General features: G+C 65.6%; 22 protein-coding genes. 18 read left to right on the top strand and 4 right to left on the bottom strand.

All coding sequences use genetic code 11. The features are described 5' to 3' along the window. Window positions 1-41: 41 nt before the first annotated feature. The 4 genes from BS38_RS25140 (at window position 42) to sucD (ending at window position 4,403) form a co-directional block, all read left to right on the top strand. The gene (locus BS38_RS25140; RefSeq protein WP_051628904.1) at window positions 42-1,373 is read left to right on the top strand and encodes a glycosyltransferase; all 1,332 of its coding nucleotides are present in this window, start codon (window positions 42-44) and stop codon (window positions 1,371-1,373) included. 14 nt (window positions 1,374-1,387) lie between these two features. Continuing rightward, on the top strand, window positions 1,388-2,095 hold the full coding sequence (locus BS38_RS0113480; protein WP_028271289.1) for a hypothetical protein: 708 nt from the start codon (window positions 1,388-1,390) through the stop codon (window positions 2,093-2,095). 224 nt (window positions 2,096-2,319) lie between these two features. Then, window positions 2,320-3,489 carry an ADP-forming succinate--CoA ligase subunit beta gene (gene sucC, locus BS38_RS0113475; protein WP_011690680.1) on the top strand — a complete coding sequence of 390 codons (1,170 nt, stop codon included), beginning with the start codon at window positions 2,320-2,322 and terminating at the stop codon, window positions 3,487-3,489. Window positions 3,490-3,500: 11 nt separating this feature from the next. Then, complete coding sequence (sucD, locus tag BS38_RS0113470; RefSeq protein WP_028271288.1) at window positions 3,501-4,403, top strand: succinate--CoA ligase subunit alpha; 903 nt, start codon at window positions 3,501-3,503, stop codon at window positions 4,401-4,403. A 111-nt stretch (window positions 4,404-4,514) separates the two neighbouring features. On the opposite strand, the gene BS38_RS0113465 is transcribed toward sucD, so the two are convergent. Genes BS38_RS0113465 through BS38_RS0113455 form a run of 3 tightly spaced genes read right to left on the bottom strand, consistent with a single transcriptional unit; the run spans window position 4,515 to window position 5,892 of the window. Next, window positions 4,515-5,009, bottom strand: coding sequence for an SRPBCC family protein (locus BS38_RS0113465; protein WP_028271287.1), 495 nt, complete (start codon window positions 5,007-5,009; stop codon window positions 4,515-4,517). Then, window positions 5,006-5,533: an SRPBCC family protein gene (locus BS38_RS25135; RefSeq protein ID WP_051628903.1), complete on the bottom strand. Its 528-nt coding sequence runs from the start codon at window positions 5,531-5,533 to the stop codon at window positions 5,006-5,008. The genes BS38_RS0113465 and BS38_RS25135 overlap by 4 nt, the downstream gene beginning before the upstream one ends. Then, window positions 5,533-5,892 (bottom strand): ArsR/SmtB family transcription factor, encoded by a 360-nt coding sequence (locus tag BS38_RS0113455; protein WP_028271286.1) that lies wholly within the window; start codon window positions 5,890-5,892, stop codon window positions 5,533-5,535. Before BS38_RS0113455 ends, BS38_RS25135 begins: the two co-directional genes overlap by 1 nt. 195 nt (window positions 5,893-6,087) lie before the next feature. On the opposite strand from BS38_RS0113455, the gene BS38_RS0113450 reads away from it, so the two are divergent. From BS38_RS0113450 to BS38_RS0113410, 9 genes are all read left to right on the top strand, one after another. Continuing rightward, complete coding sequence (locus tag BS38_RS0113450) at window positions 6,088-6,492, top strand: tautomerase family protein (protein WP_028271285.1); 405 nt, start codon at window positions 6,088-6,090, stop codon at window positions 6,490-6,492. A gap of 209 nt (window positions 6,493-6,701) precedes the next feature. Continuing rightward, on the top strand, window positions 6,702-7,706 hold the full coding sequence (gene iolC, locus BS38_RS0113445) for a 5-dehydro-2-deoxygluconokinase (protein WP_028271284.1): 1,005 nt from the start codon (window positions 6,702-6,704) through the stop codon (window positions 7,704-7,706). Further along, window positions 7,703-8,653, top strand: a complete 951-nt coding sequence (locus BS38_RS0113440) for a Cgl0159 family (beta/alpha)8-fold protein (RefSeq protein ID WP_028271283.1) — start codon at window positions 7,703-7,705, stop codon at window positions 8,651-8,653. Before iolC ends, BS38_RS0113440 begins: the two co-directional genes overlap by 4 nt. Before the next feature lie 44 nt (window positions 8,654-8,697). Further along, window positions 8,698-10,626, top strand: a complete 1,929-nt coding sequence (gene iolD / locus BS38_RS0113435; protein WP_028271282.1) for a 3D-(3,5/4)-trihydroxycyclohexane-1,2-dione acylhydrolase (decyclizing) — start codon at window positions 8,698-8,700, stop codon at window positions 10,624-10,626. A gap of 51 nt (window positions 10,627-10,677) precedes the next feature. Next, complete coding sequence (locus BS38_RS0113430) at window positions 10,678-12,189, top strand: CoA-acylating methylmalonate-semialdehyde dehydrogenase (RefSeq protein ID WP_028271281.1); 1,512 nt, start codon at window positions 10,678-10,680, stop codon at window positions 12,187-12,189. A gap of 22 nt (window positions 12,190-12,211) precedes the next feature. Further along, complete coding sequence (locus BS38_RS0113425) at window positions 12,212-13,123, top strand: sugar phosphate isomerase/epimerase family protein (protein ID WP_028271280.1); 912 nt, start codon at window positions 12,212-12,214, stop codon at window positions 13,121-13,123. A gap of 37 nt (window positions 13,124-13,160) precedes the next feature. Next, the gene (locus BS38_RS0113420) at window positions 13,161-14,174 is read left to right on the top strand and encodes a Gfo/Idh/MocA family protein (protein ID WP_028271279.1); all 1,014 of its coding nucleotides are present in this window, start codon (window positions 13,161-13,163) and stop codon (window positions 14,172-14,174) included. 85 nt (window positions 14,175-14,259) lie between these two features. Then, the gene (locus BS38_RS0113415; protein WP_028271278.1) at window positions 14,260-15,132 is read left to right on the top strand and encodes a sugar phosphate isomerase/epimerase family protein; all 873 of its coding nucleotides are present in this window, start codon (window positions 14,260-14,262) and stop codon (window positions 15,130-15,132) included. 10 nt (window positions 15,133-15,142) lie between these two features. Then, window positions 15,143-16,621 carry a sugar porter family MFS transporter gene (locus BS38_RS0113410; RefSeq protein WP_028271277.1) on the top strand — a complete coding sequence of 493 codons (1,479 nt, stop codon included), beginning with the start codon at window positions 15,143-15,145 and terminating at the stop codon, window positions 16,619-16,621. Window positions 16,622-16,702: 81 nt separating this feature from the next. Here the strand turns inward: BS38_RS0113410 and BS38_RS0113405 are convergent, their stop codons facing one another. After that, the gene (locus BS38_RS0113405) at window positions 16,703-17,152 is read right to left on the bottom strand and encodes a MarR family winged helix-turn-helix transcriptional regulator (RefSeq protein WP_028271276.1); all 450 of its coding nucleotides are present in this window, start codon (window positions 17,150-17,152) and stop codon (window positions 16,703-16,705) included. 166 nt (window positions 17,153-17,318) lie between these two features. On the opposite strand from BS38_RS0113405, the gene BS38_RS0113400 reads away from it, so the two are divergent. The 5 genes from BS38_RS0113400 to BS38_RS0113380 form a co-directional block, all read left to right on the top strand. Continuing rightward, the gene (locus tag BS38_RS0113400; protein ID WP_028271275.1) at window positions 17,319-18,584 is read left to right on the top strand and encodes an MFS transporter; all 1,266 of its coding nucleotides are present in this window, start codon (window positions 17,319-17,321) and stop codon (window positions 18,582-18,584) included. A gap of 28 nt (window positions 18,585-18,612) precedes the next feature. Next, complete coding sequence (locus BS38_RS0113395) at window positions 18,613-19,440, top strand: aldo/keto reductase (protein WP_028271274.1); 828 nt, start codon at window positions 18,613-18,615, stop codon at window positions 19,438-19,440. Window positions 19,441-19,669: 229 nt separating this feature from the next. Beyond that, on the top strand, window positions 19,670-20,665 hold the full coding sequence (locus tag BS38_RS0113390; protein ID WP_028271273.1) for a substrate-binding domain-containing protein: 996 nt from the start codon (window positions 19,670-19,672) through the stop codon (window positions 20,663-20,665). Between the two features lie 71 nt (window positions 20,666-20,736). Beyond that, on the top strand, window positions 20,737-21,786 hold the full coding sequence (locus BS38_RS0113385; RefSeq protein ID WP_028271272.1) for an ABC transporter permease: 1,050 nt from the start codon (window positions 20,737-20,739) through the stop codon (window positions 21,784-21,786). Window positions 21,787-21,802: 16 nt separating this feature from the next. Next, the coding region (locus tag BS38_RS0113380; protein WP_043438666.1) for an ATP-binding cassette domain-containing protein at window positions 21,803-22,630 on the top strand (828 nt) is incomplete at its 3' end.

The following is a 22,630-nucleotide window of genomic DNA, read 5'->3' as shown; positions in this document are numbered from 1 at the left end:
GGCGCGGAGCCGCTCAGGCTCAAAGCGAGTCCGGGGGGACCATGAAGATCCTGTTCGCCAGCCAGGCCATTGAGGGCCACTTCAATCCGATGACCGGCGTTGCCGTGCGGCTCAGGGAGCGCGGCCACGACGTCGGCTGGTACACAGGACCTGTCTTCGCGGACAAACTGCGCAGGCTCGAGGTTCAGCACTTCCCGTTCCGCCGCGCCATTGAGCACCGGGGCGACAACCTGAACGAGCTGTATCCGGAACGCGCCAGGCTCAAGGGCCCCCGGGCCATCGGCTTCGACGGCGAAAAGATCTTTGCCAGCAACATCAGCCACTTCTTCGAGGACATCCGGGAGCTCCGCGGCGACTTCCCGTTCGACGTGGCCGTGGTGGACAGCTCCATGTTCATCCAGCGGCTGGTTTCCCGGTTGATGAGCACGCCGGTTGTGACGTTTGTGGCGATTCCCAACATGGAAAGCGACCCCCTGGTGCCGCCGCTCTTCTTCGGGTTCAAGCCGTCCCGCAACCTGGCAGAAAAAGCCGCCCAGGCCGCGGCGGGGCTGCTGTCAGACAAGGTCATCCTCCGGCCTGCCAGCCAGAGCTACAGGCGGCAGCACGCGGCGTACGGCCAGGAGGTCCCCCGCCGGGGACGGCTGACCGATGAACCGTACCGCTGCGCGGCTGCCGTCATCCAAACGGGCCCGGAGTCGCTGGACTTCCCGCGCCGGACCGTCAATCCGAAGGTCCATTACGTCGGCGCGCTTCTTCCCTACCGGGCAGCGGAGGCTGTCGGCCCCGGGGCGGAAGGTGCCCGCTCAGCAGAGGTGGTGCCGGGCGACGACGGGGCACGGCCGCGGTCCTACCCGGCCACCATCGTGGTGACGCAGGGAACCGTGGACAACATCGACCAAGGCAAGCTGATCGTCCCTGCGCTCGAAGCCGTGAAGGACCTGGACGCGCTGGTGATCGTTGCCACCGGCGGCCGTGGCACCGAGGAATTGAAGGCCCGGTATCCGCAGCCCAACATCATGGTGCGCGACTACGTGGATTTCGCCAAAGTCTTCGAGCACACCGATGTGTTCATCAGTAACGGCGGTTTTGGCGGCGTGCAGCTGAGCCTGTCCAAGGGCGTTCCGCTGGTGGTGTCCGGCATCAACGAGGGCAAGAGCGACGTCAACGCCCGCGTGGAATACGCCGGCGTGGGCATCAGCCTGCGGACCGAGGCGCCCAGGTCCGGCGACATTGCCCGGGCGGTGGCTGACGTCCTGGGGGATCCTGCCTGGAAAAGGCGGGCGGCGCAGATGCGTGAGCAGTTTGACCAGGCGGACCCCGCCGAGGCGGCTGCCGCCGTCGTCGAAAGTGCAGGACCTGCCGCCGGCTCCTAGCCGGTGACGGCATAATGGAGGCCATGCGACGGACTGTACCGGGGATCCTGGCCGCCCTCATCCTGCTGGCCTGCACTGCGTGCACCATCACCCGGGAGGACCCGGACTACGTCCCGCCGCCGCCGCTTTCCGCGCTGGAACAGCTCAAGCAGGCCCCGGTGGCGGACGCCGCCCCGTTCTCCGCAGGGGAAGGCGTGCTGAGCTTCGTCACTGCCGATCACAGCGCCGTCTGTTCGCTGACGTCGCAACGCGGCGAGCACATCAACCTGCCGTACGAGCAGAACGCCTACAGCGACGCCGCCAACAACAAGCTGGCCATCGTCCCGGTGGCGCACTGCGAACTCGCCGTCTACCCCAAACCCGAAGCCGCCGACGTGACCGACGACTGTGCCGGCACCGGCCTGGGCTACCTCGGCGGCGCCGCGCTGCTCACCCCGGACAAGGCGACGTACGGGGAATGCCGCTCCGGTGTAACCCGGATGGAAGCGGAATTCGGGCCCAAGGGCACCAAAGCCGGCTCCATCTCCCAGCTCCCCGTCCTGGCGGACGGACAGAACCTTGAGCGGAACGGCCTTCGCTGCTCGGCCTACAACAACGGTGTGGCCTGCGGAAACGTCTCGGCCGGCGTTGCTTTCTTCATTTCGCGGGACCATTACGAACTAGTTTCCGGAGCGGGCGCGGACCCCTCCGCAACGCCCTCAGTGGCGCCAAAATCCCCGTAATCTAGGGGTTTTTCTACGCTCCATAGAATAGTGTCCTTACTCACATAACGGGTACTCTGGAACGGGCCGGTCCGAAGAAAGGACTAGAGTTCCGAGAGGAGCATTGCGCCGTGTGGCTCGTTTCCTAACCTGTCGCAGGGTGCGTTTATTCCGCAGCCCGGTAACCACGATTACGTGGGGTCCGGCTGTACAGAAACTACTTCGACGTAGAAGGACACTAAACCGTGGACCTGTTTGAATATCAGGCGCGCGATATGTTCGAGGCGCACGGTGTACCCGTGCTTGCTGGCATCGTGGCGCACACCCCTGAAGAAGCAAAGGCAGCTGCCGAGAAGATCGGCGGCGTAACTGTCGTCAAGGCACAGGTTAAGGTCGGTGGCCGCGGCAAGGCCGGCGGCGTTAAGGTCGCTAAGACCGCCGATGAGGCGCTGGAGCACTCCACCAACATCCTGGGCATGGACATCAAGGGCCACACGGTCAACAAGGTCATGATTGCCCAGGGCGCGGACATCGCCGAGGAATACTACTTCTCCGTCCTCCTGGACCGGGCCAACCGCAACTACCTGGCCATGTGCTCGGTAGAAGGCGGCATGGAAATCGAACAGCTCGCCGTCGAACGCCCCGACGCCCTGGCCAAGGTCGCCATCGATCCCGCAGTGGGCATCGACCAGGCCAAGGCCGACGAAATCGTTGCCGCTGCCGGCTTCGCTGAGGAACTGCGCGGCAAAGTCGCCGACGTCATCCTGAAGCTCTGGGACGTTTTCAAGAAGGAAGACGCCACCCTGGTGGAGGTCAACCCGCTGGTCAAGACCGGCGCCGGCGACATCGTTGCCCTTGACGGCAAGGTGACCCTGGACGAAAACGCCGATTTCCGGCACGCCAAGCACGCACTCCTGGAAGACAAGGACGCTGCTGACCCGCTCGAGGCCAAGGCCAAGGCGCAGGACCTGAACTACGTCAAGCTGGACGGCGAAGTCGGCATCATCGGCAACGGCGCCGGCCTGGTCATGTCCACCCTGGACGTCGTTGCCTACGCCGGTGAAAACCACGGCAACGTCAAGCCGGCCAACTTCCTGGACATCGGCGGCGGAGCCTCCGCCGAGGTCATGGCAGCCGGCCTGGACGTCATCCTGGGCGACGAGCAGGTCAAGTCCGTGTTCGTCAACGTCTTCGGCGGAATCACCGCCTGCGACGCCGTGGCCAAGGGCATCGTCGGAGCACTGGCCGAGCTGGGCCACTCCGCGAACAAGCCGCTGGTCGTCCGCCTCGACGGAAACAACGTCGAGGAAGGCCGCCGCATCCTGGCCGAGGCCAACCACCCGCTGGTTACCCTGGCCGCCACCATGGACGAGGGCGCCGACAAGGCCGCCGAGCTCGCCAACGCAGCTAAGTAAAGGGACGCACCATGTCGATCTATCTGAACAAGGACTCCAAGGTCATCGTCCAGGGCATCACCGGCGGCGAAGGCACCAAGCACACCGCCCTGATGCTCAAGGCCGGCACCAACGTTGTTGGCGGCGTCAACGCACGCAAGGCCGGCACCACGGTCCTGCACGGCGATAACGAAATCACCGTTTTCGGCACCGTCAAGGAAGCCATGGCCGAGACCGGCGCCGACGTCTCCATCGTCTTCGTCCCGCCGGCATTCACCAAGGACGCCGTCGTTGAAGCCATCGAGGCCGGCATCGGCCTGGTCGTCGTCATCACCGAAGGCGTGCCGGTACAGGACTCCGCCGAGTTCTGGGCGCTGGCGCAGGCAACGGTTGACGCCAACGGCAAGCAGATCACCCGCATCATCGGACCGAACTGCCCCGGCATCATCACCCCGGGTGAGGCCCTCGTAGGCATCACCCCGGCAAACATCACGGGCAAGGGCCCCATCGGCCTGGTCTCCAAGTCCGGTACCCTGACCTACCAGATGATGTACGAGCTGCGCGACCTGGGCTTCTCCACCGCCATCGGCATCGGCGGCGACCCCATCATCGGCACCACGCACATCGACGCGCTGGAAGCCTTCGAAGCCGACCCCGAGACCAAGGCGATCGTGATGATCGGCGAGATCGGCGGCGACGCCGAAGAGCGTGCCGCTGACTACATCAAGGCTCACGTCACCAAGCCGGTTGTCGGCTACGTGGCAGGCTTCACCGCTCCGGAAGGCAAGACCATGGGCCACGCAGGCGCCATCGTCTCCGGCTCCGCGGGCACCGCACAGGCCAAGAAGGAAGCCCTCGAGGCTGCCGGCGTCAAGGTCGGCAAGACGCCGTCCGAGACCGCCAAGCTCCTCCGCGAGGTCTTCGCGACCCTCTAGGTCACGCCCCCTGCCCGCAGGAATGTTTTAGAGTACGACGGCGTCCGGCCGCCTTCCCCTTGGAAGGTGACCGGACGCCGTCGTACTTTTCTTTTAAGCGGCGTAAGCGGCTTAAGCGGCGGACCCGGCGGGGGACCGGCCGAGCAGCTCGTCCAGATGGTCGTAGCCGGCGGCGATGCCGGATTCCATGCCGTCGGCAAGGAACCTCTCGCGGGCCTCGACGCTGGGATACACGGAACGGCCGGTGAGCCGGGAGCGTCCGCCCGGCAGATCCTGGAATGTTGCGAATTCCAGGGTCACGGTGTCCGGGTAGCCCTCATACTCAAAGGTCTGCAGCACGAAGGCGTTCTCGCGGACCGTATGGAAGACACCGCGGAACGCGTGCTGGCGGCCGTCCCGCCCCTCCTGCACGAAGCGGTACGTTCCGCCCGGGCGGCAGTCGAAGACGTCGATCCTCGTGCTCAATTCCCGCGGTCCGATCCACTGCCGGAACACCTCCGCATCGGAGTGGGCGCGGAAGACAGCTGCCGCCGGGTAATCGAACTCGCGCTCGGAGTCCACAAACGGCACGTTCTCCGGGGCCAGGAGTTTCAGCGCGTTGCTCATGCCGTCACCTTTCCTGCCTTCCGCTGGCCCGTGCTGGACGTGTCGGTGGCCGCGCCGCTGAGGAGCTCGTCGAGCCGCTCGTAGCCCTCCGTCATGCCGCCTTCCATGCCGGACTGCGCCATGCCGTCGCGGGCCTCCTGGCTGGGGTAGACGGAGTGCCCTGTCAGGCGGCACCGGCCGCCGCCCAGGTCCTCGAAGGTGAGGTACTCGATGCTGACCACGTCCGGATAACCGTCGAATTCGAAGGTCTGGACGGCGAACTCATTGTCCCGGACGGTGTGGAAGATGCCGCTAAAGCCGTAGCTTTGGCCGTCTGGTGCCGTATGCGTGTAGAGGTAGCTTCCGCCCGTGCGGAAATCGTAGTGGTCGATGTCCATCCGGAGTCTGCGGGGGCCCAGCCACTGGGCGATCAGCTCCGGCTCCTTGTGGGCGCGGAAGACATCCGCAACCGGGAAATCGAACTCCCGCTCGTACTCGATGAAGGGCTGCCCCTCCGGAACGGAGAGTTTCAAGGAATTGCTCATCACGAATCCTTTGCCTGAGTGCCGCGTGGAGCGGCGTTTGCGTGGAGCACGGCATCAAGGCTGCGGAACTGCCCCTCGCGGACCAGCCTGTACTGGTCGATCCATGCGGTGAGCGCCTCCAGCCGTGCGGGGTTCAGGTGGACGGGCCGGCGCTGGGCGTCACGCGTGCGGGTGACCAGCTGTGCCTGCTCGAGGACCTGGATGTGCTTCGAGACCGCCTGCTTGGTGATCGCGAAGGGTTCCGCCAGTTCGTTTACGGTGGCCGGGCCCCGGCTGAGCCGGGAGATGATGCGGCGGCGGACCGGGTCGGCCAGGGCCAGGAAGGCTGCGTCGAGCAGTTCGTCGTCGCCGGTGTCCATGGCCTGCCAATCACCCCGTCCGTTGCCAGTTGTCAAAACAGTGAATATGTAATCAATCAATTGCTTTATCAACCTTTTGGTTGTTTAAGGCTACGCCCGGAACGGGATCCGTGGCAAGGGGTCATTTCCGACGGGCCTTGTCCTTCGTGGATGTACTTTGTTAGCATGTCAGGACAAACTACTTAAGGAGCTAATGTGCCGCTGGTACGAATTGATGTGAACCAGGGGCGCAGCCCCGAGGATCTGAGCCGCCTCAGCCGGGGGATCCACGATGCGATCCTGGCCGAGTACGGGATTCCGGAGCGCGACTATTTCCACGTCCTCACCGAACACCCCCGCGGGCAGATCTTCGCCCAGGATGCCGGACTCGGCTTTGAGCGCACGCCGGATGTGGTGATGATCCAGATTTTTACCCAGGGCGGCCGGAGCCAGGATGCGAAGCAGTCCCTCTTTGCGGCCATCGCCGGGAGGCTGGCGGAGCTGGGTGTGGCCGGTGAAGACGTGTTCATCGGGTATGTGGAGAACACTGCCGGCGACTGGTCTTTCGGCTTCGGGCGGGCCCAGTATGTCACCGGCGAACTGGCCGTTCCGCGCAAATAATCGCCGCACTTCAGCCCGCGGGGTGCGGCCCGGAGGCTGCCATTTCACCGCGCTATGCCAAGTTGTAAATATGTCAGTACAAACCTTTGACAGGACAATAATTCTAGGGCAAAGTAGTGGTTGTGGCCCCGCTCACGGGGGTCCGCCAGGAACCGGAGCTCTATCTGTTCAGAGGTACAGAGTTCAAACCAGAAAGGTCCGCGATTACCGTGACCCACGAACTGCTCACGATCGGGCGCATCAGCGTTGATATCTACCCGAATGACATCGGGGTTGATCTGGAGGACGTCACGTCCTTCGGAAAGTACCTCGGTGGATCACCTTCCAACGTGGCTGTCGCAGCCGCCCGGCACGGCCGCCGGACCGGAGTGATCACCCGCACCGGCGATGACGCCTTCGGAAAGTACCTGCACCGCGAACTCCACAAATTTGGTGTTGATGACACGTTCGTTGCACCGGTGAAGGAATGGCCCACCGCGGTGACGTTCTGCGCGATCAAGCCGGCCACGGACGAGTTCCCGCTCTACTTCTACGGACGCTTCCCCACGGCACCGGACCTGCAGATCAAGGCCGACGAGCTGGACCTTGACGCCATCCGGGACGCCGGGATCTTCTGGTCCACCGTCACCGGCCTGTGCCAGGAGCCCAGCCGCGAAGCCCACATCAAAGCCCACGAAGCGCGGGACCGGGACAAGCTGAGGATCGGCCAGTACACCATCCTGGACCTGGACTACCGCCCCATGTTCTGGGCGTCGGAAGAGGAAGCCCGGGCCCAGGTCGCCAGGATCCTGCCGCATGTCACGGTGGCGATCGGCAACGACAAGGAATGCGCCGTGGCTGTGGGTGAGGGCACCCCGGACGAGCAGGCCGACCGGCTCCTGGCTGCCGGCGTCGAAATCGCCGTCGTCAAGCTCGGCCCCGAAGGCGTGATGGCCAAAACCCGCACCGAGCGCGTAGTGTCCGCCCCCGTTCCGGTGGAGACCGTCAACGGCCTAGGTGCCGGTGACTCGTTCGGCGGAGCGTTCTGCCACGGACTACTGTCCGGCTGGAGCCTCGCCGAAGTCCTCGACTACGCGAACGCCGCCGGCGCGATCGTCGCCTCCCGCCTCTCCTGCGCCGACGCCATGCCGACGCCGGAAGAGGTCACCTCACTGCTGGCCGAGCGCGGCCGCCTGGTTCCCGGTCAGTTCGCCACTGAAGGAGCAGCACTGTGACCCTCACACCCATCGCCTCGAACAATGCCCTCGACGACGATCCCCGCCGCTACGCCCACCTGAGCACCATCCGCCTGGAGGACCCGGAGGCTGTGGCCCGCGCCGCCAAGGCCCGGCGCCGGCACCCCGGCCTCAAGTACGGCCGGCAGAACTTCATCGTCGCGGCGGACCACCCGGCCCGCGGCGCCCTCGCCGTCGGCAATGATCCCGTGGCCATGGCGGACCGCCGCCAATTGCTGGACCGGCTGCAGATCGCACTGGCAAACCCGGACGTGGACGGCGTGCTGGCCTCCCCGGACATCATGGACGACCTGCTGCTGTTGGGCGCACTCGACGGCAAGCTGCTCTTCGGATCGATGAACCGCGGCGGGCTCTCCGGCCTGGTCAACGAATTCGATGACCGCTTCACCGGCCACACCGCCGCCGCACTGGAAGCGCTCGGGGCCGACGGCGGCAAGATGCTCACCCGCATCTGCCTCGGCGACACCGACACCGTGGCCCTGCTGGAAGCGACAGCCAAGGCCATCGACTCCCTCGCCGAACGCAAGCTGATCGCCATGGTGGAGCCTTTCCTGTCCGTCCGCGAAAACGGCAAGGTCCGCAACGACCTCTCCACCAACGCCGTCATCAAATCCATCGCCATCGCCGAAGGCCTCGGCTCCACCAGTGCCTACACCTGGATGAAACTCCCCGTGGTGGCCGAGATGGAGCGCGTGATGGCCGCCACCACCATGCCCACCGTGCTGCTGGGCGGAGACCCGGAAGGCACCCAGGACGAAGTGTTCGCCACCTGGGAAGCCGCCCTGGCCCTCCCCGGCGTGCAGGGCCTCACGGTCGGCCGGACCCTCCTGTACCCGCAGGACGGCGATGTTGCCGGCGCCGTGGCCACCGCCGCCTCCCTCCTGCACCACACCGCATCAGCCCACACCGCAGAAGTATCGGAGTAATTCCCATGGGGATCAGAACTGGCAACGCCGCCGGAACCCGTCGAATGACCGTGGCCCAGGCCGTGGTGGAGTACCTTTCCAAGCAGTACACCGTTGATTCCGTCGGCGGGCTGGACTACCGGGAGCGCCTGATCCCCGGAACGTTCGGCATCTTTGGCCATGGCAACGTTGCCGGCGTCGGCCAGGCCCTCAAGCAGTACCAGGCTGCCGACCCGACGATCATGCCGTACTACCAGGGCCGCAACGAGCAGGCGCAGTCCCACCAGGCCGTGGGCTACGCCCGCCACACCCGCCGCCGCCAGACGTTCGCCATCAGCACCTCGATCGGGCCCGGCTCCTCGAACCTGCTGACCGGCGCGGCCCTGGCCACCACCAACCGCCTGCCGGTGCTGCTGCTGCCCAGCGACACCTTCGCCACCCGCGCCGCGGACCCGGTCCTGCAGCAGCTTGAACAGCCCTACGCCTACGACATCACGGTCAATGACGCCTTCCGGCCGCTGTCCAAGTTCTTCGACCGGGTCAACCGGCCCGAACAGCTGTTCTCCGCGTTCCACCACGGTCTCCGCGTCCTGACGGATCCGGCCGAAACCGGCGCCGTCACCATCTCGCTGCCGCAGGACGTCCAGGCCGAAGCCTTTGACGTGCCCGAGGAATTCCTGGCCGAACGCGAATGGCGCATCCGCCGCCCCGACGCCGACGACGAGGACATCCGCCGGGCTGCCGTTGCGATCCGCGCCGCGAAGCGCCCGCTGATCATCGCCGGCGGCGGCGTCCTGTACGCCTTCGCCAACGATGAACTCGCCAAGTTCGCCGACCTCACCGGCATCCCGGTGGGAAACACCCAGGCCGGCGTCGGCGTCCTTCCGTGGGACCACAAGTTCTCCCTCGGAGCCATCGGCTCCACCGGCACGACGGCGGCCAACGCCATCGCGGCCGAGGCGGACCTGATCATCGGGATCGGCACCCGCTACGAGGACTTCACCACCGCATCGCGGACCGCGTTCCAGAACCCGGACGTGAAGTTCATCAACATCAACGTCGCTGCCATCGATGCCTACAAGCACGGCACCACGCTGCCGATCGTGGCCGATGCCCGCAAGGCCCTGATCAAGCTCAACCAGGCGCTGGGCGGCTACCGCGTCGGCGCCGACCTTGAACAGCAGGTCGCTGCGGAGAAGAAGCGCTGGGACGCCACCGTTGACGAAGCGTTCGACACCCGGTTCACGCCGCTGCCGGCCCAGAACGAAATCATCGGAGCCACCAGCCGGGCCATGGATGCCCAGGACGTCGTCATTTGCGCCGCCGGTTCGCTGCCCGGTGACCTGCACAAGATGTGGCGCGTCCGCGACGCCTTCGGCTACCACGTGGAATACGCCTACTCCTGCATGGGCTACGAAATCCCCGGCGGCCTGGGCGTCAAGCGCGCCGCCCTGGCGGAAGCCGCCGCCGGCGGTGCCCAGCGCGACGTCGTCGTGATGGTGGGGGACGGCTCCTACCTGATGATGCACACCGAACTGGTCACCGCCGTCGCCGAGCGGATCAAGCTGATCGTGGTCCTGATCCAGAACCACGGCTACGCCTCCATCGGGTCCCTTTCGGAATCCCTCGGTTCACAGCGCTTCGGCACCCAGTACCGCGCCCTGAACGAGGAACAGCACAGCTTCGACGAAGGCGAAACCCTCCCGGTGGACCTGGCCCTGAACGCCGAAAGCCTCGGCGTGAAGGTGATCCGGATCGAACCGGGGGAGAAAGTCATCGCCGAACTCGAACAGGCCATCCGCGACGCGAAGGCCGCACCGGAGCGCGGCGGACCCATCCTGATCCACGTCGAATCCGACCCCCTGCTGGATGCCCCGAACTCCGAGTCATGGTGGGACGTTCCCGTCTCCCAGGTCTCCGACCTGGACTCCACGCAGCAGGCCTTCAAGACCTACACCGACCACAAGAACCGCCAGCGCAAGCTGCTCGGCTGAATTTCCAGACACGCAGCCCTCTTTCCCCACAGACCAAGGAAGTCCCACACCATGTCAACGACGACCGTCACCACCACGATCAACCACTTCATCAACGGGGCCGAAACCGCCGGCGAAGGCACCCGCACCCAGCCCGTCTACAACCCCGCGACCGGCGCCGTCTCGGCAGAGCTGCGTCTGGCCAACCGGGCGGACCTGGACGCCACCGTGGCCGCGGCCCGCAAGGCCGCCGATTCCTGGGGCGACATCTCCCTGGCCAAGCGCACCGCGGTGCTGTTCAAGTTCCGCGAACTCGTCGCCGCGCATGTGGATGACCTCGCCGAACTGATCACCGCCGAGCACGGCAAGGTGCTCTCCGACGCGAAGGGCGAGATCGGCCGCGGCCTGGAAGTCATCGAGTTCGCGTGCGGCATCCCGCAGCTGCTCAAGGGCGACTACTCGGACCAGGTCTCCACCGGCATCGACGTGTTCTCCTTCCGCGAACCGCTCGGCGTCGTCGCCGGCATCACCCCGTTCAACTTCCCGGTTATGGTGCCGCTGTGGATGGCACCGATGGCCATCGCCACCGGCAACGCCTTCATCCTCAAGCCCTCCGAGCGCGACCCCTCCGCCTCCATGCTGCTGGCCAAGCTGTGGAAGCAGGCCGGCCTGCCCGACGGCGTCTTCCAGGTCCTGCACGGCGACAAGGAAACTGTTGAGGGCCTGCTGACCCACCCGGACGTGGACGGCATCTCCTTCGTCGGCTCCACCCCGATCGCCCAGTACGTCCACGAGACCGCCACCAAGCACGGCAAGCGCGTCCAGGCCCTGGGCGGCGCGAAGAACCACGCCATCGTGATGCCCGACGCCGACCTCGACAACGCCGCCGACCACCTGGCTGCCGCCGCGTTCGGTTCCGCCGGCGAACGCTGCATGGCCATCTCCGTCGCAGTCGCCGTCGGCGATGCCGCCGAACTGCTGGTCAAGAAAGTCGAAGAGCGCGCCCTCGCCGTCAAGGTCAACAACGGCACCGCGCCCGGCGCCGAAATGGGCCCGGTCATCACGCCCGCCTCCAAGGAACGCATCGTCAAGATCGTCACCGAGGCCGAAGCCGCCGGCGCTGCCATGGTGGTGGACGGCCGCGACCTGGTGGTCCCCGGCCACGAGGACGGCTTCTGGGTGGGCCCCACGGTCCTGGACCACGTCAAGACCGAAATGACCGCCTACACCGAGGAAATCTTCGGCCCCGTCCTCGTCGTGGTCCGCGTGGAGGACCTGGACGCCGGCATCGCGCTGATCAACTCCAACCCGTACGGCAACGGCACCGCCATCTTCACCTCCTCCGGAGCCAACGCCCGCAAGTTCCAGCGCTCTGTGACCGTGGGCATGATCGGCATCAACGTGCCGCTGCCCGTCCCGGTGGCCTACCACTCCTTCGGCGGCTGGAAGGCTTCACTGTTCGGCGACAAGCACATCTACGGCCCGGAAGGCGTGTCCTTCTACACCCGTGGCAAGGTAGTCACATCACGCTGGCCGGAGCCCACCCACGCCTCGGGTGCCTCCTACAACTTCCCGTCCAACTAACACCCAGAGAGACAACGCTGTCATGACTGAGAACAAACTGATCATCGGCACCGCACCGGACTCCTGGGGCGTCTGGTTCCCGGACGACCCCAAGCAGACCCCGTGGGAGCGCTTCCTCGACGAAGTGGCCGAATCCGGCTACAAGTGGATCGAACTCGGCCCCTACGGCTACCTGCCGACCGACCCCGCCCGGCTGGCCGAGGAGCTCAAGGCCCGCGACCTGAAGGTCACCGCCGGAACGGTCTTCACCGCCTTCCACCGCGGCCTGAACCAGTGGGAGTCCGCCTGGGAGCCCGCCCGCAAGGTCGCCGAGCTCACCGCTGCCATGGGCGGGGAACACATCGTGGTCATCCCGGCCATGTGGCGCGATGACGTCACCGGTGAAGCCGTGGAAAGCGGCCAGCTCACCGAGAAGGCCTGGAGCGACCTGTTCGCCGGGCACAACCGGCTGGGCAAGACCCTGCTGGAGGACTTCGGCCTCAAGCAGCAGTTCCACTCCCACGCCGATTCCCACGTCGGAGCCCAGGAGGACATCGAAACCCTCCTGGCCGCAACTGACTCGAAGTACCTGAACCTCTGCCTGGACACCGGCCACGCCGAATACTGCGGGGCCTCCAGTTTGGAGCTCATCAAGAACTACCCGGACCGCATCGGCTACCTGCACCTGAAGCAGATCAACCCGGACATCCTCAAGAAGGTCAACGAGGAAAACATGACCTGGGCCGCAGCCAACCTTGCCGGCGTCATGACCGAGCCGCCGAACGGGCTGCCCGACCTGCGCGCCGTCATCGAAGCAGTGGAGGCACTGAACCGGCCCATCTTCGGCATCGTGGAGCAGGACATGTACCCGGTGGCCTTCGACGTCCCCATGCCGATCGCCAAGCGTACCCGCAACTACCTGCTGTCCTGCGGCTCCCGCACGGCAGTCAACTAACCGCCGCCCAGGCACCCGAAACGTAAGGAAAAGAACAATGACTGAAACCCTTCGCGTCGCCGTCATCGGCGCCGGCCGCATGGGCGCGGACCACATCCAGCGCCTCAGCAAGCGCATCCACGGCGCTGAAGTCGCCGCGGTAGTCGACGTCGACCTTGCGCGTGCACAGGCTGCCATCGAAGGCATCCCGGGCGCAGTGGCCCTGGCCGACGCCGACGAAGCCCTCAACAACGGCGACGTCAACGCCGTCCTGATCGCCACGCCGGGCTTCCTGCACGAGGACATCCTGCTGAAGGCCCTCGCCAAGGACATCCCGATCCTCTGCGAAAAGCCGCTCACCCCGGACGCCGCATCAGCATGGAAGATCGTCGAGGCCGAGGAAAAGCTGGGCCACAAGCGCATCCAGGTGGGCTTCATGCGCCGCTTCGACGCCGAATACGCAGCCCTGGGCCAGGTCATCCGCGACCACGAACTCGGCGAACTGCTGATGCTGCACCACCAGCACCGCAACCCCACCACCCCTGCCGGCTTCACCAACGAGATGCTGATCAACGACTCCGTGGTGCACGAATTCGACGCCATCCGGTACTTCACCGGAGAGGAAATCACCAGCGTCCAGGTCCGTCTGGGCAAGGCCACGAAGAACGCTCCGGCCGGCCAGCACGATCCCCAGCACGTCCTGGTGGAAACCGAGTCCGGTGTCCTGGCCGACGTCGAAATCTACGTCAACGCCAAGTTCGGCTACGAAGTGGCCACGCAGGCCTCCTTCGAAGACGGAATCGTCAGCATCGGCGGCGACAAGGGCCCCTACACCCGCAGCGCCGGCCGTTGGGGCGGCAACGTGACCCCCGGCTTCGAAGAGCGCTTCGGCGCGGCCTACGACGTCGAAATCCAGTCCTGGGTGGACGCCGCCCTCCGCGGCGAAATCGGCGGCCCCACCGCCTGGGACGGCTACGCCACCGCAGCATGCTGCGAGGCCGGCGTCGAGGCGCAGAAGAACGGCGAAAAGGTCGCCGTGAAGCTGAACGCCAAGCCCGCCCTCTACAGCTAGGAGGAAAGGGAAGGGGGCCGCGGCTCCCTTCCCTTTCCGTCCCGTCCCTCGCACAACCTGACTCATCCACAATGGAGTGTTCCACGTGAAAATCGCACTTGATCCAACGCCGTTCCACCACTCGCACGGCCTGCTCGAATTTCCCCGGGTGGTGGCGGACCTCGGCTACAAGTACATGCAGATGACCCCGCACGCCGACTTCATCCCGTTCTACAACCACCCGAAGGCCGACGACGAACTGGTGGGCCAGCTGAACAAGGCCTGCAAGGATGTGGGGATCGAAATCGCCTCGGTCCTGCCGGTGCTCCGCTGGTCGGGTCCGGACGAGGATGCCCGCGAAGCCGCCGTCCGTTACTGGAAGCGCGTCATCCAGATCACCGTGGACCTCGGGGTCAGCACCATCAACACCGAGTTCAGCGGACGCCCGGAGAAAGCCGAAGAATCCGAGCGCGCCTTCTACCGCTCCATGGAAGAGCTGCTGCCCATCATCGAACGCGAGGGCATCGACCTGCTGATCGATCCGCACCCGGATGACTTTGTGGAGGAGGGCCTGGCCGCCATCCGCGTCATTCGCGGCCTGAACTCAAAGAACGTGGGCCTGGTCTACGTGGCATCGCACAGCTTCCACATGAAGAACGCACCCCTGGACATCATGCGCGCCGCGGGGGACAAGCTCCGCCTGGTCCACGTGGCAGACACCATGAACCACCACGCCTCGCACGGCCTGCGCTACATCACCAACCCGCCCGGCAACGCGGTCCGCGTCCACCAGCACCTGAAGATCGGCGACGGCGACGTGAACTGGGAAGAATTCTTCGGCGGCCTGCAGGAGATCGGCTTCCTGGACCGCGAAGACACCGTGATGGTGTCCAGCGTGTTCGCCGAGGACGAGAACGCCGCCGAGGTTTCCCGCTACCAGCTGGACACGATGAACAACTACATCGCGAAAGCCCGGTAGCGGCCGCCCTATGAAGCAAACGGAAAATACACTTCCCAGTGCTCCGGCACGGCCGCAGGCCGGCCCGGCGGATTCTGCCGCAGCAACACCCAATCCCAAGGGATTCATGCGGCGGGTGGCCCTGTTTTCGACGTTCGGCGGCCTGCTCTTCGGCTACGACACCGGCGTCATCAACGGTGCCCTGCCGTTCATGCAGCGGGACCTCGGGCTGACCCCTCTGACCGAGGGCCTGGTCACCTCGACCCTGCTGTTCGGCGCGGCGTTCGGCGCCATCACCGCCGGCCGGCTGTCCGACCGGTTCGGCCGCCGCAAGACCATCATGGCGCTGGCGATCATCTTCGCGCTCTCCACCATCGCCTGTTCCCTGGCGCCCACCACCGAACTGCTGGTGCTGGCCCGCACGGTCCTGGGCCTGGCCGTGGGCGGGGCATCGGTGATCGTGCCGGTGTACCTCGCGGAAATGTCGCCGGCCGCCCAGCGCGGCCGGATCGTGACGCAGAACGAGCTTATGATCGTCACGGGACAGTTCCTGGCGTTCACCTTCAACGCAGTCCTGGGCAACGCCTTCCCGGAAGCCTCCCACGTGTGGCGCTGGATGCTGGTCATCGCAACGCTGCCCGCCGTCGTCCTCTGGTTCGGCATGCTCCTCCTCCCCGAGAGCCCCCGCTGGCTGGCGTCCGCCGGACGCTTCGGCGAGGTCCTCGAGGTGCTGCGCAAGACCCGCGCCTCGGCCGACGTCTCCACCGAATTCGATGAGGTGCGGCAGGCGGCCCGCGAGGACTACCAGTCCAAGCTCGGAACGTTCCGGGACCTCACCGTGCCATGGATCCGCAGGATCTTCGTGGTGGGCCTGGGCATGGCGGTGATCAACCAGATCAGCGGCGTCAACGCCATCATGTACTACGGCACGTCCATCCTCTCCAGCTCCGGTTTCGGTGACCAGGGCGCCCTCCTGGCCAACGTGGTCAACGGTGTGACGTCCGTCGTGGCCGTCATCATCGGCATGTCCCTGATGACCAAGGTGCGCCGCAAGTCCATGCTGGTCGTGGGCCTGGCCGGCACGGCATCGTCGCTGCTGGCGATCGGCCTGATCTCCATGCTGATCCCGGAAGGCACGCTCCGCGGCTACCTGGTGCTGCTGTTCATGGTGACCTTCCTGGCTTCCATGCAGTCCTGCATCGGCACGGTGACGTGGCTGACGATGTCCGAAATCTTCCCGCTGCATGTCCGCGGCATCGGCATGGGCATCTGCGTGTTCGTGCTGTGGATGATCAACTTCCTGATCGGGTTCTTCTTCCCGCAGATGGTGGCTTCGATCGGCGTTTCGACCACCTTCTTCATCTTCGTTGCCATCCAGCTGGCGGCCATCGTCTGGGTGAAACGGGTAGTGCCGGAAACCAAGGACAAGAGCCTCGAGGACCTGGAGCACTACTTCAAGAACGCCGCTGCCGAGAAAACGGCGGTCAAGGATCCGGCCGACGTGAAATAAGGCCACGCACGGAAGCAAGGCCACACAGCAAAAGCCCCGCGGGCGCGCTTCGGCGCGGCGCGGGGCTTTTGCGTTGTCTGCCTAGGCGTGTGCGTGCAGCCTGGGCAGGGCGTCGACCAGCGGGGCTAGCTCCGGGATCTCCTGGGCTTCGGCGAGGGCCCGCTCCAGGGTGGCGTCGTGGGCAGGACGTGCCTCGTCCAGCAGCTTGATGCCGCTCTCCGTCAGTTCGGTGTAGATGCCGCGGCGGTCGTCCGCGCACAGGATCCGCGTCAGCAGGCCGCGGTCCTCGAGCCGGTTGACCAGCCGCGTGGTGGCGCTGGCGCTCAGTGCGGTGGCACGGGCCAGCTGCTGCATGCGCATGTGCCAGCCGTCCTGCCGGCTCAAGGCATCGAGCACGGTGTATTCGACGACGGACAGCTGGGCTTCGGCCTGCAGCGAGCGTTCCAGTTCCGACTCGATCAGTCCGTGCAGGGCCGCGAGGGTCCGCCACCCTTGCGCGCGGACTTCAACGGCGTCGTCCTTGATGCCCATGTGTACTTCCCTTCGAAATGGCGTACCCCGCGGACGTGTGAAACGGGGCACAACAAATAATAGTTGCTTGCGCGCTGTATCTGCTTGTGCAACAATAAATAACGCGTCTGCAACTACTAGCTTACGCGCCCTACCCCATTCCGTACAGTTTTGAAGGAGCTTCGCCATGCCTATTGGCCTGTTAGCCCTCGCCCTCGGCGGGTTCGGGATCGGACTCACCGAGTTCGTGATCATGGGCCTGCTGCCCGAGGTTGCTGCCGACTTCGGTGTCAGCGAGGCCACGGCCGGCTGGCTGATCTCCGGCTACGCCCTCGCTGTCGTCGTCGGCGCCCTGCTGCTCACCGCGGCAGTGACGCGCTTTGAACGCAAGCCCGTGCTTGCCGTCCTGCTGGTGCTGTTCATTGCCGGCAACCTGATCTCGGCCATCGCCCCCGGCTACTCCATGATGATGGTCGGCCGGATCGTTGCCGCACTGGCCCACGGTGCGTTCTTCGGTATCGGTGCCGTGGTGGCCGCTGACATGGTTGCCCCCACCAAAAAAGCCGGTGCCATCGCCTTTATGTTCACCGGACTCACGGCCGCCAACGTCCTGGGCGTGCCGTTCGGCACCATGCTGGGGCAGGCCGCGGGCTGGCGCTCCACGTTCTGGGCCATCACGGTCATCGGCGTCCTCGCCCTGATCGGCATCCTGACCCTGGTGCCCAGGACCGGCCACGGCGACGCGGCTGCCCAAGCCTCCTCCGGCGGCCTCCGGGGCGAGCTGCGCGCCTTCCGCTCCGGCCAGGTCTGGCTGTCCATCCTGGTCACCATCCTCGGTTACGGCGGCATGTTCGGCGCCTTCACCTATATCGCCTTCACCCTCACCGAAGTTTCCGGATTCGCAGCCTCCACGGTGCCCTGGCTCCTCATCCTCTTCGGCGTCGGACTGTTCGTCGGCAACACCGTGGGCGGCAAGGCCGCGGACCGCAATGTGGACCGCACCCTGCTGGTTGTCCTTGCGGTGCTGGTGGTGGTCCTCGTGGCCTTCGCCCTGACTGCCGGCAACCAGCCCCTCACCATTGCCTCCATCGTGCTGATGGGCGGCTTCGGATTCGCCACGGTCCCCGGACTCCAGATGCGCGTCATGAAGTACGCCAGCAGCGCCCCCACCCTGGCGTCCGGTGCCAATATCGGTGCCTTCAACGTGGGGAACGCCCTTGGCGCCTGGCTCGGCGGCGTGACCATCACGGCCGGGCTCGGCTACACCTCACCGATCTGGGCCGGTGCGGTGATCACCGTCCTCGGGCTCGGTGTGATGGCTTTCGCCGCCGCCAAGGCCGGCAGGCGCGCCGACAACGGTACGACGGCGGCAGTCCCCGCACCCGCTGGTGGCGACTCACCCGCCGCTGTTGAAGCACCCGCCGGTGTTGAAGCGCCCGCCGGTGCCCGCTGACTTGAAGACCACCAACACAGGAGTAGCCATGACTTCCATACCCTCCGTCACGCTCAACAACGGCGTGGAAATGCCGCAGCTCGGCTTCGGCGTCTTCCAGGTGCCCGACGACGAAACCGCGGCGGCGGTCAGCGCCGCCCTTGCCGCCGGCTACCGAAGCATCGATACGGCGTCCATCTACGGAAACGAGGAAGGCGCCGGCCGCGCGCTGGCTGGGTCCGGCATCACCCGCGAGGAGCTGTTCGTGACCTCCAAGCTCTGGATTGACGACCTCGGCCGCGAGGCCACCCTTGCCGCGTTCGACGCAAGCCTGGCCAGGCTCGGGCTCGATTACCTTGACCTCTATTTGATCCACTGGCCTGCTCCGGAATCCGGCAGGTACGCCGACTCGTGGCTGGCCCTGGAGCAGCTCCTGACGGACGGCAGGGTCCGGGCCATCGGAGTCTCCAACTTCCTCCCTGAGCATCTGCAGCGGGTGATTGAGCTGGGCGGAACAGTTCCTGCGGTCAACCAGGTGGAGCTCCACCCTGCCCTGCAGCAGCGCGACGTCCAGGCGTTCGGTGATGCGCACGGCATAGCCACCGAGGCCTGGAGCCCGCTGGCGCAGGGTGCGGTGCTGGACCACCCCGCCGTCGTCGATATCGCAGCACGGCATGGCCGTAGCCCGGCGCAGGTTGTGCTGCGCTGGCACCTGCAGCAGGGGAGGGTTGTCATTCCCAAATCGGTGACCCCCGCCAGGATCCGGGAGAACCTGGATGTCTTCGGGTTCACCCTCACCGTGGAGGATTTGGAAGCCATTGACGCCCTGGAACGGGACGGGCGCACCGGGCCGCATCCCGCCAGCTTCCACGGCTGAGGAGCGTGCCCCCAGGGCTGATCAAGGGCTCTCACCGCGGCGCCGGGGATGTCGGAATCAGCCGTCATCCCCGGCGTTTTTGGTGTCTTATGCCAGCGTTTCACGTCAAAACATCCTAATGTCAGGACAAACTATTGACATTAGTGAGCTGAATCACCATGATCTAGGTAGACAGTGCTCCGGCGGCTGCAGAGTGGCAGCCCGGAACCTGAGATCAAAGGAGATTAACGTGGCAAAATTTTCCTGGCGCAAGGCGGCTCTCGTTGCGGCGGTGGTGCCGATGATGGCGCTGAGCGCTTGCTCAAGCACGGGCGGAAAGCCTGCCGAGAGCGGTGGCGGCGCAGGCGGCGGCCAGGTGGCCACCACCGAGCGCATCAAGATCGCCCTCATCACCCACGCCGCAGCGGGGGACACCTTCTGGGACATCGTCCGCAAGGGCGCTGAGGAAGCCGCCGCGAAGGACAACGTGGAACTGCTCTACACCTCCGATCCGGAAGGCGGCCGCCAGGCCCAGCTGATCGAACAGGCCGTTGACCAGAAGGTGGACGGCATCGCGGTCACCCTGGCCAAGCCGGACGCCTTGAAGGATGCCCTGAAGAAAGCCACTGACGCCGGCATCCCCGTCGTCAGCCTCAACGCGGGTGAAGACGCTTCCAAGCAGCTCGGAGCCTTCACCCACTTCGGCTCAAACGAAAAGCTCGCCGGACAGGCAGTCGGTGAGAAGCTGGCTTCGCTGAACTTCAAGCACCCCATCTGCATCATCCAGGAGCAGGGCCACGTGGGCCTGGAAGCGCGTTGCGCGGGCGTGAAGGCGAAGGTAGCCGGCACCGAGATCCTGTATGTCAACGGCCGCGACATGACCGAAGTTTCCTCCACCATCACGGCCAAGCTGCAGGCCACCAAGGACGCTGACGCGATCATCGGCCTCGGCGCCCCCATCACCCTGACCGCGCTGAAGTCCATCGCCGACTCCGGCAGCTCCGCGAAGGCGGCGTCGTTCGACATGAATGCCGACCTGGCGCAGAAGATCGTGGACGGAACGGTCCTGTTCACGGTGGACCAGCAGCCCTGGCTGCAGGGATACGGCTCCATCGATGCGCTGTGGCAGTTCAACCGTGGCGGCTTCGAAGTGGGCGGCGGACTGCCTGTCCTGACCGGCCCCACTGTTGTGGACAAGGACTCCGCCGCCGACGTCCTCAAATTCGCCCAGCAGGGCGTCCGCTAACCAGCAGGCATCCCTGGCCGCGGGAGGGCCGGCCATCGGTTCTCCCGCAGCCAGACCAACAAGGAGTTTCCATGACACAGACGTTAGCCAAGCCGGCCCCGCTGGCACCGGATGAGCGGATCGGCCGCCGCAGCCCGTTCCAGAAGCTGCTCGGGCGGCCCGAAGTCGGCGCCCTGGTAGGCGCAATAGTCCTGTTCGTTTTCTTCTCAGTGGTTTCATCCACCTTCATCCAGCCGAGCTCGTTCGCGACTGTGCTGTACGGATCCTCCACCATCGGCATCATGGCGGTGGGCGTGTCACTGCTGATGATCGGCGGCGAGTTCGACCTCTCCACCGGTGTTGCAGTGATCAGCTCCGCACTGACCGCCTCCATGTTTGCGTGGTACTTCTCCCTCAACGTCTGGGTCGGTGTTGCCCTGGCCCTGGTGGTGTCACTCACCATCGGTTTCATCAACGGCTGGATCCTGGTGAAGACCAAGCTGCCCAGCTTTATCGTCACGCTGGCCACGTTCCTGATGCTGACCGGCCTGAACCTGGCCCTGACCCGCATGATCTCCAACGGTGTATCGTCCCCGTCGATCGCGCAGATGGATGGCTTTGCCTCGGCCCGGGCGGTCTTCGCTTCGTCGGTGAACATTGCCGGTGTTGAAGTGAAGATCACCGTGTTCTTCTGGATCGTCCTGGTGGCCGTGGCGTCCTGGGTGCTGCTGCGCACCAAGGTGGGCAACTGGATCTTCGCCGCCGGCGGCGACGCCAACGCCGCCCGCGCCGTGGGTGTTCCGGTCAAAGCCACGAAGATCGGTTTGTTCATGGCGGTCGGTTTCTGCGGCTGGGTCCTGGGCATGCACAACCTCTTCGCGTTCGACGCCGTGCAGTCCGGTGAGGGTGTGGGCAACGAGTTCCTCTACATCATCGCCGCGGTGATCGGCGGCTGCCTGCTGACCGGCGGCTACGGCTCGGCGGTGGGCGGCGCGATCGGCGCGTTCATCTTCGGCATGGCCAACAAAGGCATCGTGTACGCGCAGTGGAACCCGGACTGGTTCAAGTTCTTCCTGGGCCTGATGCTGCTGCTGGCCACCATCGTCAATCTCATCGTCAAGCGCCGCGCGGAACTGAAGTAAAGGGGCCTCCGAGAACATGAATGCCAAAGAGATCGACCAGCAGACCCTGCTGCAGAACGAAACGGACCCGCTGACCCACACCCCGGTGCACCTGCTCGCCCTGGAAAAGGTCGGGAAGAACTACGGCAACATCGTCGCGCTCAGCGATGTGACCATGGCCGTGGACAACGGCCGCGTCACCTGCGTCCTGGGCGACAACGGCGCCGGCAAGTCCACCCTGATCAAGATCATCGCCGGCCTGCACCAGCACGACCACGGCGTCCTGAAGGTCATGGGGGAGGACCGGAAATTCACCTCCCCGCGTGACGCGCTCGATGTCGGCATCGCCACCGTGTACCAGGACCTCGCCGTCGTCCCGTTGATGCCGATCTGGCGGAACTTCTTCCTCGGCTCCGAACTGACCTCCGGGTTCGGGCCGTTCAAGAGCCTGGATGTGCAGCAGATGAAGGACATCACCAAGCATGAACTGGCCGAGATGGGCATCGACCTCCGGGACGTGGAGCAGCCCATCGGCCAGCTCTCCGGCGGTGAACGCCAGTGCGTCGCGATCGCCCGCGCCGTGTACTTCGGCGCGAAGGTCCTGATCCTGGACGAACCCACCGCGGCCCTGGGCGTGAAGCAGTCCGGCGTGGTGCTGCGCTACATCCTGCAGGCCCGCGACCGCGGCCTGGGCGTCATCTTCATCACCCACAACCCGCACCACGCCTTTCCCGTCGGTGACCGGTTCCTGCTCCTCAAACGCGGCAAGTCCATCGGCTACTACGACAAGAAGGACATCACCCTCGACGAGCTCACCGCGCAGATGGCCGGCGGCGCGGAACTGGCCGAACTCGCCCACGAACTC

It is taken from the genome of Arthrobacter sp. UNC362MFTsu5.1 (assembly GCF_000685965.1).
Taxonomy (GTDB): domain Bacteria; phylum Actinomycetota; class Actinomycetes; order Actinomycetales; family Micrococcaceae; genus Arthrobacter.
The sequence above is the reverse complement of the archived record's forward strand: the minus strand, read 5'-3'. Positions and strand labels throughout refer to the sequence as shown.

Coding starts and splice junctions, on each gene's coding strand:
- BS38_RS0113430 (WP_028271281.1), top strand. CDS start 10,678: ATGTCAACGACGACCGTCACCACCACGATCAACCACTTCATCAACGGG.
- BS38_RS0113420 (WP_028271279.1), top strand. CDS start 13,161: ATGACTGAAACCCTTCGCGTCGCCGTCATCGGCGCCGGCCGCATGGGC.
- BS38_RS0113425 (WP_028271280.1), top strand. CDS start 12,212: ATGACTGAGAACAAACTGATCATCGGCACCGCACCGGACTCCTGGGGC.
- BS38_RS0113395 (WP_028271274.1), top strand. CDS start 18,613: ATGACTTCCATACCCTCCGTCACGCTCAACAACGGCGTGGAAATGCCG.
- BS38_RS0113400 (WP_028271275.1), top strand. CDS start 17,319: ATGCCTATTGGCCTGTTAGCCCTCGCCCTCGGCGGGTTCGGGATCGGA.
- BS38_RS25140 (WP_051628904.1), top strand. CDS start 42: ATGAAGATCCTGTTCGCCAGCCAGGCCATTGAGGGCCACTTCAATCCG.
- BS38_RS0113385 (WP_028271272.1), top strand. CDS start 20,737: ATGACACAGACGTTAGCCAAGCCGGCCCCGCTGGCACCGGATGAGCGG.
- BS38_RS0113455 (WP_028271286.1), bottom strand. CDS start 5,892: ATGGACACCGGCGACGACGAACTGCTCGACGCAGCCTTCCTGGCCCTG.
- BS38_RS0113405 (WP_028271276.1), bottom strand. CDS start 17,152: ATGGGCATCAAGGACGACGCCGTTGAAGTCCGCGCGCAAGGGTGGCGG.
- BS38_RS0113480 (WP_028271289.1), top strand. CDS start 1,388: ATGGAGGCCATGCGACGGACTGTACCGGGGATCCTGGCCGCCCTCATC.
- sucD (WP_028271288.1), top strand. CDS start 3,501: ATGTCGATCTATCTGAACAAGGACTCCAAGGTCATCGTCCAGGGCATC.
- BS38_RS25135 (WP_051628903.1), bottom strand. CDS start 5,533: ATGAGCAATTCCTTGAAACTCTCCGTTCCGGAGGGGCAGCCCTTCATC.
- iolD (WP_028271282.1), top strand. CDS start 8,698: ATGACCGTGGCCCAGGCCGTGGTGGAGTACCTTTCCAAGCAGTACACC.
- BS38_RS0113465 (WP_028271287.1), bottom strand. CDS start 5,009: ATGAGCAACGCGCTGAAACTCCTGGCCCCGGAGAACGTGCCGTTTGTG.
- BS38_RS0113410 (WP_028271277.1), top strand. CDS start 15,143: ATGAAGCAAACGGAAAATACACTTCCCAGTGCTCCGGCACGGCCGCAG.